The sequence below is a fragment of the Sphingomonas sp. genome (assembly GCF_039594485.1).
Lineage (GTDB): Bacteria > Pseudomonadota > Alphaproteobacteria > Sphingomonadales > Sphingomonadaceae > Sphingomonas.
On the sequence record NZ_JBCNNI010000017.1, the window covers coordinates 1 to 15,198 of the forward strand.

17 protein-coding genes are annotated in these 15,198 nt (G+C 66.5%); 14 read left to right on the forward strand and 3 right to left on the reverse strand.

The genetic code is table 11. From position 1 onward, the window contains the following. The first annotated feature begins 2 nt into the window (after positions 1-2). From ABDV78_RS10155 to uvrC, 5 genes are all read left to right on the forward strand, one after another. Positions 3-179: a F0F1 ATP synthase subunit C gene (locus ABDV78_RS10155; RefSeq protein WP_343527373.1), complete on the forward strand. Its 177-nt coding sequence runs from the start codon at positions 3-5 to the stop codon at positions 177-179. A 63-nt stretch (positions 180-242) separates the two neighbouring features. Then, positions 243-737, forward strand: coding sequence for an ATPase (locus ABDV78_RS10160; RefSeq protein ID WP_343527289.1), 495 nt, complete (start codon positions 243-245; stop codon positions 735-737). Beyond that, positions 730-1,389 (forward strand): hypothetical protein, encoded by a 660-nt coding sequence (locus ABDV78_RS10165; RefSeq protein WP_343527290.1) that lies wholly within the window; start codon positions 730-732, stop codon positions 1,387-1,389. Before ABDV78_RS10160 ends, ABDV78_RS10165 begins: the two co-directional genes overlap by 8 nt. 249 nt (positions 1,390-1,638) lie before the next feature. After that, positions 1,639-1,959 (forward strand): SMR family transporter, encoded by a 321-nt coding sequence (locus ABDV78_RS10170; protein ID WP_343527291.1) that lies wholly within the window; start codon positions 1,639-1,641, stop codon positions 1,957-1,959. 72 nt (positions 1,960-2,031) lie between these two features. Next, positions 2,032-3,951 (forward strand): excinuclease ABC subunit UvrC, encoded by a 1,920-nt coding sequence (gene uvrC / locus ABDV78_RS10175; protein ID WP_343527292.1) that lies wholly within the window; start codon positions 2,032-2,034, stop codon positions 3,949-3,951. Between the two features lie 14 nt (positions 3,952-3,965). Here uvrC and ABDV78_RS10180 read toward each other — a convergent pair whose 3' ends face one another. Further along, the gene (locus ABDV78_RS10180) at positions 3,966-5,258 is read right to left on the reverse strand and encodes an aspartyl protease family protein (protein ID WP_343527293.1); all 1,293 of its coding nucleotides are present in this window, start codon (positions 5,256-5,258) and stop codon (positions 3,966-3,968) included. Between the two features lie 144 nt (positions 5,259-5,402). On the opposite strand from ABDV78_RS10180, the gene recO reads away from it, so the two are divergent. Genes recO through ABDV78_RS10195 form a run of 3 tightly spaced genes read left to right on the forward strand, consistent with a single transcriptional unit; the run spans position 5,403 to position 8,339 of the window. Continuing rightward, positions 5,403-6,134 (forward strand): DNA repair protein RecO, encoded by a 732-nt coding sequence (recO, locus tag ABDV78_RS10185; RefSeq protein WP_343527294.1) that lies wholly within the window; start codon positions 5,403-5,405, stop codon positions 6,132-6,134. A 55-nt stretch (positions 6,135-6,189) separates the two neighbouring features. Then, on the forward strand, positions 6,190-7,233 hold the full coding sequence (leuB, locus tag ABDV78_RS10190; protein ID WP_343527295.1) for a 3-isopropylmalate dehydrogenase: 1,044 nt from the start codon (positions 6,190-6,192) through the stop codon (positions 7,231-7,233). A 5-nt stretch (positions 7,234-7,238) separates the two neighbouring features. Further along, positions 7,239-8,339 carry a glycosyltransferase family 2 protein gene (locus ABDV78_RS10195; protein ID WP_343527296.1) on the forward strand — a complete coding sequence of 367 codons (1,101 nt, stop codon included), beginning with the start codon at positions 7,239-7,241 and terminating at the stop codon, positions 8,337-8,339. 29 nt (positions 8,340-8,368) lie between these two features. Here the strand turns inward: ABDV78_RS10195 and ABDV78_RS10200 are convergent, their stop codons facing one another. Then, positions 8,369-9,613 carry a phospholipid carrier-dependent glycosyltransferase gene (locus ABDV78_RS10200; RefSeq protein WP_343527297.1) on the reverse strand — a complete coding sequence of 415 codons (1,245 nt, stop codon included), beginning with the start codon at positions 9,611-9,613 and terminating at the stop codon, positions 8,369-8,371. Positions 9,614-9,833: 220 nt separating this feature from the next. Here ABDV78_RS10200 and ABDV78_RS10205 point away from each other — a divergent pair, with 220 nt between their 5' ends. The 3 genes from ABDV78_RS10205 (at position 9,834) to ABDV78_RS10215 (ending at position 12,212) form a co-directional block, all read left to right on the forward strand. Further along, positions 9,834-10,004, forward strand: a complete 171-nt coding sequence (locus tag ABDV78_RS10205; protein WP_343527299.1) for a hypothetical protein — start codon at positions 9,834-9,836, stop codon at positions 10,002-10,004. Positions 10,005-10,054: 50 nt separating this feature from the next. Continuing rightward, positions 10,055-10,240 (forward strand): hypothetical protein, encoded by a 186-nt coding sequence (locus ABDV78_RS10210; protein ID WP_343527301.1) that lies wholly within the window; start codon positions 10,055-10,057, stop codon positions 10,238-10,240. A gap of 106 nt (positions 10,241-10,346) precedes the next feature. After that, on the forward strand, positions 10,347-12,212 hold the full coding sequence (locus ABDV78_RS10215; protein ID WP_343527302.1) for a beta-galactosidase family protein: 1,866 nt from the start codon (positions 10,347-10,349) through the stop codon (positions 12,210-12,212). 97 nt (positions 12,213-12,309) lie between these two features. On the opposite strand, the gene ABDV78_RS10220 is transcribed toward ABDV78_RS10215, so the two are convergent. Further along, entirely contained in the window at positions 12,310-12,615 is a 306-nt protein-coding gene (locus tag ABDV78_RS10220) for a hypothetical protein (RefSeq protein WP_343527303.1), read from the reverse strand. Between the two features lie 134 nt (positions 12,616-12,749). On the opposite strand from ABDV78_RS10220, the gene ABDV78_RS10225 reads away from it, so the two are divergent. The 3 genes from ABDV78_RS10225 to ABDV78_RS10235 are packed head-to-tail and all read left to right on the forward strand — an operon-like array spanning position 12,750 to position 15,141. Further along, complete coding sequence (locus ABDV78_RS10225) at positions 12,750-13,958, forward strand: aminotransferase class I/II-fold pyridoxal phosphate-dependent enzyme (protein WP_343527304.1); 1,209 nt, start codon at positions 12,750-12,752, stop codon at positions 13,956-13,958. Then, positions 13,955-14,353 carry a Co2+/Mg2+ efflux protein ApaG gene (apaG, locus tag ABDV78_RS10230; protein WP_343527305.1) on the forward strand — a complete coding sequence of 133 codons (399 nt, stop codon included), beginning with the start codon at positions 13,955-13,957 and terminating at the stop codon, positions 14,351-14,353. Before ABDV78_RS10225 ends, apaG begins: the two co-directional genes overlap by 4 nt. Next, positions 14,350-15,141 carry a LysR family transcriptional regulator gene (locus ABDV78_RS10235; protein WP_343527306.1) on the forward strand — a complete coding sequence of 264 codons (792 nt, stop codon included), beginning with the start codon at positions 14,350-14,352 and terminating at the stop codon, positions 15,139-15,141. The genes apaG and ABDV78_RS10235 overlap by 4 nt, the downstream gene beginning before the upstream one ends. Positions 15,142-15,198 lie beyond the last annotated feature (57 nt).

Sequence of the window (15,198 nt, forward strand, 5' to 3'; positions counted from 1 at the left end):
GCATGGGCATCGCCTCGCTCGGCGTGGGCAACGTGTTCGCCAAGTTCCTCGAAGGCGCGCTGCGCAATCCGGGTGCGGCGGACAGCCAGCAGGGCCGCCTCTTCATCGGTTTCGCCGGTGCCGAGCTCCTGGGCCTGCTCGCCTTCGTGACGATGATCATCCTGGTGTTCGTCGCCTAATCATTCGGATCGGCCGGGCGTGTCGATGACGATGCGCCCGGTTGATATGGCAACGAGGACCCCATGCCCCAGATAGCACAGATCAGTGCGACCTATGCGTCGCAGATCTTCTGGCTCCTGATCACTTTCGGCCTGCTGTATTTCGTGGTCGGTCGTGGGATGGTGCCCAAGATTCAGGCGACCGTCGACGCTCGCGAAGCCCGTATCGCCGGCGATCTGGCGGCGGCGGAGGCCGCGCGTGCCGAGGCCGACCGGGTCGAGGCGGCATGGCGGGCCGAGATGGATGCCGCCCGTGCCGCCGCGCTGGCCGAAACAGGTGCCGCCAAGGCGCGTGCGACCCATGCGTTCGAGGCACAGGTCAAGGCGGCCGACGCCGACCTGGCCGAGCGGCTGGGTCATCACGACCTGGCGATCGCCAATGCCAAGGCCGAGGCGATGGCCAATCTTCAGTCCGTGGCGGCCGAGGCCGCGCGCGATCTCGTCGCCAAGCTGTCCGGCGTCCATGTGGGCGAGGACGCGGCGGCCGACGCGGTGCGAAAGGTGAGCGCGCATGGCTAATCATTCCGCAAACGGCGTGTTGACCAATGGCGATGCGCTGGTCGCGCAGAACCTGGCCGATGCGGCCTCGGCCGAAGGCATGGTGCAGAAGCCGATCCGCGAGGGTGATGGCCTGACCGGCAACACGGTGGCGCCCGCGGAAGCCGAGCATGCCGCCAGCCCGACCGCGCTGGGCTTCGATTCGACCGGCTGGGTGGCGCTCGCCGCTCTGGTCGTGCTGATCGGGATGCTGATCAAGAAGGTCCCGGCGATGATCGGGCGTTCGCTCGATCAGAAGATCGCCGCGATCCGCGCCCAGCTCGACGAGGCGACCAAGCTGCGTCAGGAAGCCGAAGCGCTGAAGGCCGAATATGAGGCCAAGGCCAAGGCGGCGCATGCCGATGCCGAGGCGATGCGCGTCCAGGCGCAGCATGAGGCGGGGCAGTTGCTCAGCAAGGCCAAGGCCGATGCCGAGGCGCTGATGGAGCGTCGCGCCAAGATGGCCGAGGACAAGATCGCGGCCGCCGAGCGCACCGCGCTGGCCGAGGTCCGCGCCCGCGCCGCCGAGGCCGCCGCCAAGGCCGCCGGTCTGCTGATCGCCGAGCACCACTCGGCCGATGCCGACCGGGCGATGATCGACCGTTCCATTGCGGGGCTCGGCCGCCCCAACTGATCGGCGGAACCGCCGGAGACAGGACCGCGCTTCGGGCTGGCCCGAGGCGCGGTTCGGTCGTTTTCGGGGCCGCCCTCAAAGGGAGAAAGGCGTTTCTCCCCAAGCGGGCTTGGGCCGTGGGGCATGTTCCACAAGGGCGGCTCTGGTCCCGACACACATAGCCCGCGGAGTCCGGGCCCGCATCGCCGTCTCTTTCGGGTTTCCGACGACGATGCCCATTTCCGAGCCCGTGACCAAGGAGACGCTCCGATGGCGTGGGTCATTCTGGGCATCGCAGTCATTACCGAGATTTGCTGGGCGCTCAGCCTGAAATGGGCGGCGACGCTCGGTAGCTGGCAGGCGTCGAGCGTGCCGATCATCCTCAGCTTCGTGAACATGGGCCTGCTGGCGCTCGCGATGCGCGGGCTTCCGGCCGGGACCGCCTATGCGGTGTGGACGGGGCTGGGCGCGATCGGTGTGGTCATCGGCGGGGCCATCGTGTTCGGCGACAGGATCGCGCCGATCCAGGCGGGCTTCATGGTCCTGACCGTGATCGGCGTGATGGGCACCAAGCTTTTCGCGCAAGGCTGAACCTGGGTTCGCGCGAATCAATCATGCGAACCGGACTGGCGATCCGCGCCCCGCGCTCTTAAATCGAAGCCAATGTCCGAGCCTCCCGTCGACCGTTTCAACGAAGAGAAATCCACCTTCACCCTGCGCGGGGCCGATGCACCCGATCTGAAGGCGGGGGTGGCGGCGATCCGCAACGTCCTCGCGACCCTGCCGCTGCGGCCGGGCGTGTATCGGATGCAGGATGCGCGTGGCGACGTCCTCTATGTCGGCAAGGCGCGCGCGCTGAAGAATCGCGTCGCCAATTACACCCAGGTCGATCGCCTTCCCAAGCGGCTCCAGCGGATGGTGTCGCAGACGCGCTCGATGACGATCGTCACGACCAATAACGAGGCGGAGGCGCTGCTGCTCGAGGCGCAGCTCATCAAGCGCTACCGCCCCGCCTTCAACGTCCTGCTGCGCGACGACAAGAGCTTCCCCTTCATCCTGCTGCGCCACGACCATGATTTCCCGCGCATCCAGAAGCATCGCGGCGCGCGGCGTGCGGTGGGCAATTACTATGGCCCCTTCGCCAGCGCGGGCAGCGTCAACAACACGTTGAATGCGTTGCAGAAGCTGTTCCTGCTCCGCTCCTGCACCGACAGCTTCTTCAAGACGCGCGACCGGCCGTGCCTGCTCTACCAGATCAAGCGCTGCTCCGCGCCCTGTGTCGGCCGGATCGGCGAGGCCGCCTATGCCGAGCTGGTCGCGGACGCCAAGAACTTCCTCGGCGGCAAGTCCACCCAGGTCCAGGCCAAGCTGGGGGCGCAGATGCAGGCGGCGGCCGAAGCCATGGACTTCGAGCTGGCCGCGATCCTGCGCGATCGGCTGAAGGCGCTGACCTTCATCCAGGGGACGCAGGCGATCAACGCCGAGGGCGTGGGCGACGCCGATATCTTCGCGCTGGCGTGCCGCGACGGGGTGATGGGCATCCAGGCCTTCTTCATCCGCGGCGGCCAGAATTGGGGGCATCGCAGCTTTTTCCCCGCGCACACGACCGACGTGCCCGAGGAGGAGGTGCTGACCAGCTTCCTCAGCCAATTCTATGAGGAGGTGCCGCCGGCCAAGACGATCCTGCTCGACCGTGACCTGCCGGAGGGCGAATTGCTGACCGAGGCGCTGGGCGAGCGGGCAGGGTACAAGGTGCAGCTCGCCGTGCCGCAGCGGGGCGACCGCCGCCGCCTGCTCGATCAGGCCAAGCGCAACGCCGTCGAGGCGCTCGACCGGCGGCTGGCCGAATCGACCACCCAGGCCAGGCTGCTGCGCGAGGTCGCCGATTTCTTCGACCTGTCCGAACCGCCACAGCGAATCGAGGTGTACGACAACAGCCATATCCAGGGCACCAACGCACTGGGCGCGATGGTCGTGGCGGGGCCGGACGGGTTCCAGAAGGGCCAGTATCGCAAGTTCAACATCAAGGGGAACGAGGCGGCGACCAACGACGATTTCGGCATGATGCGCGAAGTCTTCCGCCGCCGCTTCGCCCGCCAGTTGGAGGAAAATCCCGACCGCGACGACGCGACCTGGCCCGACCTGGTCCTGATCGATGGCGGGCGCGGCCAGCTCAACGCGGCCAAGGCGGTGCTTGAGGATCTGGGCATCGAGGATGTCTGCCTGGTCGGCGTCGCCAAGGGCCCGCATCACGGCCGCGAGGGGCGCGAGGTCTTCCACATGATGGACGGCAGCGAACGGATGCTGCCGGTCAATGCGCCGCTGTTATTCTATCTCCAGCGCCTGCGCGATGAGGTCCACCGCTTCGTGATCGGCGCCCACCGCGACAAGCGCGCCAAGGCGATCGGTGCGAGCCCGCTCGACGAAGTGCCCGGCATCGGCCCGGCGCGGAAGAAGGCGTTGCTGATGCACTTCGGCACCGGCCGCGCGGTGCGGAACGCGAGCCTGGAGGATCTGCGGAAGGCACCGGGGGTCAGCCAGGCGGTGGCGCAGCAGGTGTACGACTTTTACCATAGCCGGTGAGGGTGTTGCCGCCGTTAGTAGAATCTGCGTAATGTGATTGCCCGCGAAGTGCCATCGCAGAGAGTCAGCAGATGTTTGGTTCCTGGGGCAGCGTGAGCAAAATAGTCTTCGACCAATTCTTTTGAGACGGCCTTTTGATCGATGGTGCATATCTCGTCGCCCGGTTTCAGCTTGCCAGCGGCCGCTGGTGATTGACTCATCACATGGACGACCGATAACCGCCCGTTCCGGGTATATCCCTGTATGCCGGATGTGCTTCGATAGACTGGCTTTAACGGCGGCATTCGTGGTTCCAGGAGCATCCGTCCCGCTGTCAGGTCGACCGTCATATTATAGGTGCGCAGCACGCCCATGCCGATCAATGCCTGTATCTCTTTCGATCCCCACCAGTTTGCTTGATCGACCGTCGCATAGGCACCCGAAACCCTGTGCGCCCCGAGCGTAAAATCGGTCAGTCGGCCAAGGGGTTGGACGACCATGCCCCCGGCGCCGACCGATCCGATGTCCGTCTGCGGCTTGAACCCCGTACGCTCGGCAACAGCAGGCGAGATGGAAACCGCGCTGTCGTTGCCGGTGTCGATCATCGTGGGGGATACGGACTGGCCATTGATCGAGACGTCGGTGACCAGCCGAGAGTTGTTTGGCCCTACCCGGATCGGAATGCCGTCGGGGATCGGGATGGATCCGCTGCTTAGCAACCGGAAACGATGATGATCCTGATCGACCTGCCATTCGAAGATGCCAAGTATGGGCAGGCCGATGACCACCTCGACATCGGCAAGGCCCACGGCGTTCAATCGGCTGAGGTCCATGACGGTGACGGCACCGGGTTTCGTGGTGCGAATCGCGCCGACATCCAGGGTGACGGACGGCGTGGTATAGAACTGCGTCGGTCCACCGACACTTTCCGGCTTGGCCCAAGGCGTCAGGGGAAGATGATGGGCGTCGGCATAGGCCTTGCTCACAACGACATCATCGAAGCCCGTATCAATCATCGCTTTCGTGGGGTGACCGTTCAAGACGACCGGAATAATGACGATATCGCTTTTGGGCTCGAAGTCGATCCATCCCGATCCGGCATCGGGTATCCAGAAAACCGGGCGGTCGGTAAAGGTCGCGGGTAGGGTGGAGGGGTTTTCTTGCGCTCGAAGTGCCGAGAGCGGTGCATGCGCCGCTTGGGAAAATGTGAGCAATGCCGCCCAAGTCAACGATCTTTTGACAAAACCCAAAATCATATCAATGATCTGCCCATTTCTACGATTTTGCCTCGAGATAACTTTGCGGGATGGTGACGTAACGCGGGTCATTGGGGCAAGCTGAAAACGCCGTGACATCCAACTTTTCATCGGCGGCCGTGGCGTTGTTTGGTGGCGTATGCTCGTTCTTGGCGATACTGTTGTCCGCTGCCCCACGCATAGCATCCCACCCCAATCCCCCCTACATCCTTAATCATGCACCGCGTCGCCCCCGCCATCATCCTGTCGGTCCGGCCGCATGGCGAGCATGGGGCGATCGTGCGCGCTCTGACCCGCGAGGATGGGGTGCAACCGGGCTATGTCCGGGGTGGGCGGTCGCGGGCGCTGCGACCGGTGCTGCAACCGGGCAACGCGATCATCGGCGAGTGGCGCGCGCGGACCGTCGAGCAACTCGCTGCGCTGACGATCGAGCCGGGTCATAGCCGGGCGGGGCTCCACGGCGAACCGTTGGCCGCCGCCGGGATCGAATGGCTCTGCGCGCTCACTGCTGCCGCCCTTCCCGAGGAGCAGCCCTATCCCATCCTCTACGATGCGCTTGACGCGGTGTTGACCGCGGTCGAGTCGGCGCCCTCGGCGCGGGGCTGGGCGGGGGCCCTGGTGCGCTATGAATTGCTGCTGCTGGGGCAGTTGGGTTTCGGGCTGGATTTGGAACGCTGTACCGTGACCGGCGGGACGGATGACCTCGCCTATGTCAGTCCCCGGAGCGGGGCTGCGGTGTCGGTCGGCGCGGCCTTCGGCTATGAGGCGCGGCTGTTCCCATTGCCGGCCTTTCTGCGCGAGGGCGGGGTGGCGGATTGGCCCGATATCTTCGCGGCCGCGCAAATCACCGCGCATTTTCTGGGGCGCGATATCCTGGCCGGATTGCGCCATGATCCGTCGCCCGCGCGCACCCGGTTGTTCGATCGGTTCAAAAGGGCGGTTGCGTGATCCCGACCCTCAAGGCAAAGGGCGCGACGATCTAGGATAAGGGAAGGGGCCAGCCATGGCATTGATCGCGATCCTCGCCGGTGACGGCATCGGGCCGGAAGTGACGGCAGAAGCGCGGCGCGTGCTGGAGGCGCTGGACCTCGGCCTGACCTTTGAAGAGGCGAAGGTCGGCGGTGCGGCCTATGAGGCGGCGGGCCATCCGCTGCCGCCCGAGACGCTGGAGGTGGCGGGCCGCGCCGATGCGTTGCTGTTCGGCGCCGTGGGCGATCCGCGCTTCGACAGTCTGGAGCGGGCGCATCGGCCGGAACAGGCGATCCTGGGCCTGCGCAAGGCGTTCGGGCTGTTCGCGAACCTGCGCCCCGCCCGGCTGTTCGAGGGGCTGGAGGATGCCAGCTCGCTGCGCCCCGACATTGCCCGGCGGATCGACATGGTGATCGTCCGCGAACTGACCGGCGACGTCTATTTCGGCGCGAAGGGCCGGGGGACGACCGAAACCGGCCTGCGCGAAGGCCATGACCTGATGCGCTATGACGAGGAAGAGGTCGCCCGGATCGCCCGGGTCGGTTTCGAAACCGCGATGCGCCGCCGCCGCCGCCTGCTGTCGGTCGACAAGGCGAATGTGCTGGAAACCTCGCAGCTCTGGCGCGACGTGGTGATCGAGGTCGCGAAGGATTACCCGGACGTCGCGCTCGAGCATATGTATGTCGACAATTGCGCGATGCAGTTGGTGCGCGATCCCGGCCAGTTCGACGTGATCCTGACCGGCAATCTGTTCGGTGACATCCTGTCCGACCAAGCGTCGATGTGTGCGGGTTCGATCGGGATGCTGCCGTCGGCCGCGCTGGGCGCGACCGGCAAGGGACTGTACGAGCCGATCCACGGATCCGCCCCCGATATCGCCGGGCAGGGCAAGGCGAATCCGTGTGCCGCGATCCTGTCCTCGGCGATGATGCTGCGCCATTCGCTGGGGCTGGCCGAGGCCGCCGACCGGATCGACGCGGCGGTCGCGGGCGCGATCCGCGACGGCGCGCGGACCGGCGATCTGGGCGGCAGCCTGTCGACCCGCGCCATGGCCGACGCGATTCTTCAGCGCCTCTGACGGCCATGAGCGCGCTGCTCGAACTCGCGGTCGTCATCCCGACCTTCAACGAGCGCGCGAACGTGCCCGTGCTCATCGCCAAGCTCGACCAGGCGCTGGCCGGGCGGCGGTGGGAGGCGATCTTCGTCGACGATAACAGCCCGGACGGCACCGCCGACGCGGCGCGCGAACTGGCGCGGGTCGATTCCCGCGTGCGGGTGATCCAGCGGATCGGGCGGCGCGGGCTGTCTTCGGCCTGTATCGAGGGGATGTGCGCCACCGCCGCACCCATGGTGGCGGTGATCGACGGCGACTTGCAGCATGACGAGACGCTGCTGCCGAAGATGCTCGACCGGTTGCAGGCGGAAAACGACCTCGATCTGGTGGTCGGGTCGCGCTTCGTCGAGGGCGGCGGCACCGGCGACTGGGATCGCGACCGGGTGGCCAAGTCGGCCTTCGCCACCAGGCTGTCGCAGCGGGTGCTGAACGTCGACCTGTCCGATCCGATGAGCGGCTTCTTCATGGTGCGGACGGCCGTGGCGCGTGAGACGGTGCCGTATCTGTCGGGGATCGGGTTCAAGATCCTGCTCGACATCATGAGCGCCTCGCCGCGTCCGCTTCGCGCCGTCGAAATGCCCTATGTTTTCCGCCTGCGGACCGAAGGCGAATCGAAGCTCGATCATGTCGTGGCGATGGAATATCTGATCGCGCTCTACGACCGTCGCTTCGGCAAGGTCGTGCCGGTGCGCTTCGCCATGTTCTCGGCGATCGGGGTGCTGGGGGTGGGCGTGCACATGGCGGTGCTCAGCCTGTTCTTCGTGCTGCTGGGGGCCGCATTCCTCACCAGCCAGATCGCGGCGGTGGCCGCCGCGATGACGTTCAACTTCTTCCTGAACAACGCGCTGACCTATCGCGACCGACGGTTGCGGGGATTCCGGCCGCTGCTCGACGGGTGGGTGTCCTTCTGCCTGGTCTGTGCCGTGGGTGCGATCGCCAATGTCGGTGTCGCGGCCTTCCTGCACGATGCGCGCGCCAATGAATGGGCGGTGTCGGCGCTGATCGGAGTGCTCGTGGGCGCGGTGTGGAATTATGCGCTGTCGTCACGCTTCGTCTGGGGGCGGTACTGATCCGCTTGCGGTGAGGCCGGGATGGGGCCTCACCGCCAATCCGCGAACCAGGTCCAGCGCGCGAAGGACCCCGGCCCCGCCAGCGCGCCCGCGGTCAGGATCGGATAGAAATAGACGAACAGGCTGATCGCGCCGATCAGATAGGTCTCGTCCCAATTGCGCAGCGCGGCGCGCCAGCGATCGATCGCCACCGCAATGGCGACGGACAGCCAGATCGCGGGGAGGAAATAGTAATAATAGAAACCCAGCGACTTGGGGATGATCGCCCAGACCGCGAACCCGCCGATCCATAGCGCCGCCGCGAAGCCCAGCCGTACCTCCCGGCGCCGCAGCCAGCCCCACAGGCAGGCGGCCACCGCGACCAGCCCGCCCCACATCACCGCCGGATTGCCGAGCAGGAAGATGCCGCGCTGCGCCCCGTCCGCGATCTCATAGAAGTACCAGATCGGCCGCCCGATGATCGGCCAACTCCACCAGCTCGACTGATAGGCGTGCGGCGGCAGGACCTGGGTCTGGCGCGCATACATTTCCAATTGGAAGGGCAGGAGTCCGCCGAGCGTCAACGGCTCGCGCGCATAGAAGAAGGCCGGGGCGAAGGTCGCCGCATAGGCCACCCCCGCGCCAAACCCCAGCAAGGCCCAGGCCGACCACCAGCGCAGCCCCGGCCAGCGGCTGGGGTCGCCATGCTTCATCACGACGAAGCCGATCGCGGCATAGCCGAGATAGGGCACCGCCGCCCATTTGACGCCCATGCCTAGCCCCAGCAGCACCGCGCCCAATGTCCAGCGCCACCGGCTTTGCGACGCATTGCCCCGCATCGCCCAGCCAAGGGCTGCGACGGCGAGGACGACGAAGCCCGCCATGAACCCGTCGAGCATCGCGATCCGCGCCTGCACCAGCACCATGAAGTTGACGAGGGTCAGCAGCCCCCCGACCACCGCCGCCCGCGTCCGCCGGGTCATCAGCCAGACGATGGCGAAGACGCCCCCGACGATCGCCGTGCCCGCCAGCGTCGACATCGCGCGCCAGCCCAGCGGATTGTCGCCGAACATCAGCATGCCGGCGGCGATCAGCGTCTTGCCGAGCAGCGGATGTTCGATATTCACCGGCCCTTCCAGCGCCATCAGCGTCCGCGCGGCGGTGACGTAATGGATTTCGTCGAAGACGAGCTTGTGCGGCGTGGTCAGCCGCCAGCAGAACAGCGCCTGCGCGGCGACCAGCAGCGCGATCAGGGCCGGAACCGGACGACGGAGCGGAGCGAGCAGGCGGCGCATGGGGTGGTCATGACGGGCGCGTGCGGGGGGCACAAATGCTTTTTCTGTAAGTGTATTAATTGCCCAATATGCCTGACAGATCCTTAGGGCGCGGTCGCTATACCGGGTTCCTGCAAAGGATCCGATCGGGAAGACTCCGATCGCCCGCGATGCTCGATGCACGCGAGCGGGTGGCATGATAGCTCGGCTGGGCAAGAAGGGCGTGAGCCTTGAGACTCGATTGGCCGAGGCGATTCTTCGGCAGTCATCGGATGCGATGATGCTGTTGTCGGAAGGGCGCTTCATCGCCGGGAATGTCGCCGAGAAGGTCTATGGCCGCCCGAGCGAGATTCATGCTGGCGAATGGGTCAACAGGCGTTGCGGGATGGCTTTGCCCGTTTCGAGTGGCTGAACGTCGATCGACAGGGCTAAGCCAAGCGCTTTCTCGTCACCCCGATCCCTGTGCATATCGCGACTCCGCAGGTCGCCGCGTCGGCGCGGAGCCATGCGGCGGAAAGAGGCGTGGGCGTGCAGCGGGCAATGGACGCGATGCGTGGCATCGAGCGGACCTCCAGCGAAATCGCCGAGATCATCGGTTCCTACCCGGAAATCGGAATGAGTCTGCTATCAATTCCTCAGACAATTTGACGTACCCCATCCCGCATGGCACCCATGTCATCGAGGCGGGGGCCGATGGTGCGGTATGTTCGGAGCCCCGTCTGCGCGAACGCGACAGAGAAAACGGGAGAGTGACGTGACGCAGCGGTTCCGACCGATGATCCTGACCCTATTGGCGGCCGGCGTGCTGTCGCCCCAGAGCCTGCCGGCGCAGGGGCCCCTTGCCAATGACGGGCCCGCCCGGACCTTTGCGGTGCAGGGCAAGGGGTTCCTGCGCAATGGCCAGCCGCATCAGGTTATCTCCGGCGAGATGCATTATGTCCGCATCCCGCGCGCCTATTGGCGTGATCGGTTGCGCAAGGCCAAGGCGATGGGGCTGAACACCATCACCACCTATGCCTTCTGGAATGCGCATGAGCCCCGTCCGGGAGTCTATGACTTCAGCGGCCAGAACGACCTCGTCGCCTTCATCCGCGATGCGCAGGCCGAGGGGCTGGACGTGATCCTGCGCCCCGGCCCCTATGTCTGTGCCGAGTGGGAACTGGGCGGCTATCCGTCATGGTTGCTCAAGGATCGCAATCTCGTGCTGCGGTCGACCGATCCGCAATACACCGCCGCGGTCGATCGCTGGCTGATGCGGCTGGGGCAGGAGGTCAAGCCGCTGCTCCTTGCGAATGGCGGGCCGATCGTCGCGGTCCAGCTCGAAAACGAATATGGCGCCTTCGGGGATGACCAGGCCTATCTGCGCGGGCTGGAGGCCAGCTACAAGCGCGCGGGATTCGCCGATGGCGTGCTGTTCACCTCCAACCAGGGTGGCGATCTGGCCAAGGGCTCGCTGCCCAACCTGCCGTCGGTCGTCAATTTCGGGTCGGGCGGCGCACAAGGCTCGGTCGCCAAGCTGGAGGCGTATCGGCCCGAGGGCCTGCGCATGGTAGGCGAATATTGGGCGGGTTGGTTCGACAAATGGGGCGAGGACCATCACGAGACCGATGGCCGCAAGGAGGCCGAGGAAATGGCCTATATGCTCAAGCGCGGCTATTCGATCTCGCTCTACATGGTCCATGGCGGCACGACCTTCGGCTGGATGAACGGCGCGGATTCGCACACCGGCAAGGACTATCACCCCGACACCACCAGCTATGACTATGACGCGCCGATCGATGAGGCGGGCAATCCCCGCTACAAATATGGCCTGATCGCCGCCGCCATCGCCGAGGTGACCGGCAAGCCCGCCGCCCCGACGCCCGCGCCGACGGTGGCGACGACCTTCCCGGTCTCGGCGGTCCGGCGCAGCGCCTCGCTATGGGACAATCTGCCCCGGCCGGTCCGTGCCGCCGAACCGAAGACCTTCGAGGAACTGGACCAGAATTACGGCTATGTCCTTTACCGGGTCGCCGTTCCGGCCGGGGCGGCGGGGCCGCTGACGCTGAAGGGCATGCACAGCTATGCGCAGGTCTATCTGAACCGGGCGCTGGTCGGCACGCTCGACCGGCGACTGGATCAGGAGACGGTCGAACTGCCCGCACGGTCCAGGCCCGCCACGCTCGACATCCTGGTCGAAAATACCGGCCGGGTGAACTATTCCCACGCGATCCGCACCGAACAGGCCGGGCTTACCGGCGCGGTCACGCTGGCGGGCCAGCCCTTGCGCGACTGGCAGATGTTCCGCCTGCCGATGGACGATCTGTCGACGCTGAAGCTCTCCACCAAGCCCTGTACCGGCCCCTGCTTCTACGAGGCGGAGATGACGGTCGCGAAGCCGGGCGACACCTATCTCGACATGCGGGGCGCGCATAAGGGGCAGCTGTGGTTGAACGACCATAATCTGGGGCGTTTCTGGAGCATCGGGCCGGTGCACACGCTCTATACGCCCGCCCCATGGTTGAAGGCGGGGGCGAACCGGATCCTGTTCTTCGACCTGACCGGCGATGCCAGCGACCGGCTGACCACCGTCGCCAAGCCGATCTATGGCAAGGTGACCAACCACCGCGAGGCGCAGTAAAATCCTCGCCTGCAAAGGGGAGGGGGACGGCCGCCAGCGACGTCCCCCTTTTGTCAGGCCTGACGGCCTGCCACCGCCCCGCGCCGGGGAGGCTTGATCAGCGTACCGCCGCCGCCTGGTTGGCGACGATCGCGTCGCGCTGTTCCTGGCTCATCGCGCTGGCGTTGATATCGGCCGCCTTGATCGCGTCGGCGCGATCCTCGGCATAGTCGCGGGTCTTCTCGGCACGCTTGTCGAGCATCTTGGCTTGGTTGCGCAGCGCGTCGGCCTGGTTCTCCATCGTGTCGGCCCGGTTGTCGGCGGCGTCCTCGACGCGCTCGGCCAGCTTGTCGGTCCCCTTACTGTTGCAGGCGGCCAGAGGCATCAGCGCGGCGGCCAGCAACAGGCCGGTACGGATCTTCATCGTCATTCTCCCTGTCGTTACGGTCGGAATAACCGGATCATCCCCGGATCCGTTCCGCTCGTGTAACGGCGACATATGGGCCATCCGTCCGAATATCCTTGAACGCCGCTGCCCGGACCGGCAAATGGGCGGGCATGAAGCGCAAGACTGGCCAGGACCGTTCGATCACCACCCGTTGGCGCCCCGCGACGCAGGCCGTGCGCGGCGGCACCGCGCGATCGGAATATGGCGAAACCTCCGAGGCGCTCTTCCTGACCTCGGGCTATTGTTATGACCGGGCGGGCGACGCCGCGGCGCGGTTCGCGGGCGAGCAGGAGGGGATGACCTATTCCCGCCTTCAGAACCCGACGGTCCAGATGCTCGAGGAACGCGTCGCCCTTCTCGAAGGGGCGGAGGCGTGCCGGACCATGGCCTCGGGCATGGCGGCGATGACGGCGGTGCTGCTCTGCCAGTTGCAGGCGGGCGACCATCTGGTCGGCGGGCGTGCGGCGTTCGGATCGTGCCGCTGGCTGACCGACACGCTGCTGCCCAAGTTCGGCATCGCGACCACCGTGGTCGATGCACGCGATCCGCAGGCATTCCTGGACGCGGTGAAGCCGGAGACGAAGGTCTTCTTCTTCGAAACCCCGGCCAACCCGACGATGGACGTGGCCGACCTGGAGGCGATCTGCGCCATCGCGCGCGAACGCGGCATCACCACGGTCGTCGACAATGCCTTCGCCACGCCCGCGCTCCAGCGGCCGATGGATTTCGGCGCGGATGTCACCGCTTATTCCGCGACCAAGATGATGGACGGGCAGGGCCGCGTGCTGGCGGGTGCGGTGTGCGGGACCGAGGATTTCATCACCAACACGCTGTTGCCCTTCACCCGCAACACCGGGCCGACCCTGTCGGCGTTCAACGCCTGGGTGGTGCTGAAGGGGCTGGAGACGCTCGACCTGCGCATCCATCGCCAGTCGGAATCGGCCTTGAAGGTCGCGCAGTTCCTGGAGGGGCGCGTGCCCCGTGTCCTGTGTCCAGGCCTGCCCAGCCATCCGCAGCACGAACTCGCCATGCGCCAGATGAAGGCGGCGGGCAGCATCTTCGCGATCGAACTCGATGGCGGGCGGACCCAGGCGCATGGCCTGCTCGACGCGCTGGAACTGATCGACATCTCCAACAATATTGGCGACTCGCGCTCGCTGATGACCCACCCCGCATCGACCACCCATGCGGGCGTCGCCGAGGACAAGCGGGTCGAGATGGGGATCGGCGAGGGGATGTTGCGCCTGAATGTCGGGCTGGAGGATGCGGACGACCTGATCGACGATCTCGACCAGGCGCTCAGCGCCGTCGGTCTGTGAAGGCGCTCTTCTCCCATTCGCTGACCACCGGGCCGGTTACGGTCCGCGTGTCGGTCAGCTATCTGCCCGAACAGTCGGAGCCCGAGCGCGGGCGCTGGTTCTGGGCCTATCATGTCCGCATCGAGAATGACGGGGAGCAGCCGGTGCAGTTGTTGACCCGCCGCTGGATCATCACCGACGGGCGCGGCGCGCGCCATTCGGTGGAGGGCGAGGGCGTGGTCGGCGAACAGCCGGTGATCCAGCCGGGCGCCTCCTATGACTATGTGTCGGGTTGTCCGCTGGCGACGACCAGCGGCGCGATGCAGGGCAGCTATCGCATGGTCGGTGCGGACGGCGTGACCTTCGATGTGGCCATCCCCCATTTCGCGCTGATCGCGCCGGCGGTGGAATCGTGAAGCGGACTCACCTGCCGCTCAATGGCCTGCGCGTACTGGATGCCGCCGCCCGCCATCTGAGCTTCACCCGCGCCGCCGACGAACTGGCCGTGACCCCGGCGGCGGTGGGACAGCAGATCCGCGCGCTGGAGGATACGCTCGGCGTCGTCCTGTTTCGCCGCACCACACGCGGGCTGGAGCTGACGCCCGAGGCCGAGGCCGGGCTCGCCTCGCTGCGTGCCGGGTTCCTGCAGTTCGAGGATGCGGTCCGCGCGATGCAGGCGGGGCAGTCTTCCAAGGCGCTGACCATCGCCGCGCCGCGTGACGTGACCGAGAAATGGCTGATGCCGCGACTGGCCGCGATCGCCGCCAGCGACCCGGACCTGCGCTTCTCGCTGATCGCCTCCGACGAGGGGCTGGATTTCACCGAGGCCAATCTCGACCTCGCCATCCGCTGGGGGGATGGCCCGGGCGGGCTGGAGGGCGAGGCGATCGAGTCGGACGGGATGATCGCGATCGGTGCGCCGGGCGGTTTGGCCGATGCACCGCTGATCGCCTGGCCCGGCGCGCCGGAAGAGGGCGCGCCCCTGGTCCGCGTGACCGATGCGGGTCTTGCCATCGATGCGGTGGCGGCGGGGCTGGGACGCGCCGTCGTGCCGCACCTGCTCGCCGAACGCGACCTGGCCGAGGGGCGGGTGGTTGCCACCGGCGAGGCGGTGCCGTCACGGATGGGCTATTGGCTGGTCGCCCCATTGCCGCAATGGCGGCAGCAGAAGGTCAAGCTGCTGGTCGAGGCGCTGGGGGGCTGACGCCCGCCCAACCATTCTACCCGCCCCGGCTTTCACCGGGGAAGGTTGAACGTCACT

Coding starts and splice junctions, on each gene's coding strand:
- ABDV78_RS10155 (WP_343527373.1), top strand. CDS start 3: ATGGGCATCGCCTCGCTCGGCGTGGGCAACGTGTTCGCCAAGTTCCTC.
- ABDV78_RS10160 (WP_343527289.1), top strand. CDS start 243: ATGCCCCAGATAGCACAGATCAGTGCGACCTATGCGTCGCAGATCTTC.
- ABDV78_RS10165 (WP_343527290.1), top strand. CDS start 730: ATGGCTAATCATTCCGCAAACGGCGTGTTGACCAATGGCGATGCGCTG.
- ABDV78_RS10170 (WP_343527291.1), top strand. CDS start 1,639: ATGGCGTGGGTCATTCTGGGCATCGCAGTCATTACCGAGATTTGCTGG.
- uvrC (WP_343527292.1), top strand. CDS start 2,032: ATGTCCGAGCCTCCCGTCGACCGTTTCAACGAAGAGAAATCCACCTTC.
- ABDV78_RS10180 (WP_343527293.1), bottom strand. CDS start 5,258: ATGACCCGCGTTACGTCACCATCCCGCAAAGTTATCTCGAGGCAAAAT.
- recO (WP_343527294.1), top strand. CDS start 5,403: ATGCACCGCGTCGCCCCCGCCATCATCCTGTCGGTCCGGCCGCATGGC.
- leuB (WP_343527295.1), top strand. CDS start 6,190: ATGGCATTGATCGCGATCCTCGCCGGTGACGGCATCGGGCCGGAAGTG.
- ABDV78_RS10195 (WP_343527296.1), top strand. CDS start 7,239: ATGAGCGCGCTGCTCGAACTCGCGGTCGTCATCCCGACCTTCAACGAG.
- ABDV78_RS10200 (WP_343527297.1), bottom strand. CDS start 9,613: ATGCGCCGCCTGCTCGCTCCGCTCCGTCGTCCGGTTCCGGCCCTGATC.
- ABDV78_RS10220 (WP_343527303.1), bottom strand. CDS start 12,615: ATGAAGATCCGTACCGGCCTGTTGCTGGCCGCCGCGCTGATGCCTCTG.
- ABDV78_RS10225 (WP_343527304.1), top strand. CDS start 12,750: ATGAAGCGCAAGACTGGCCAGGACCGTTCGATCACCACCCGTTGGCGC.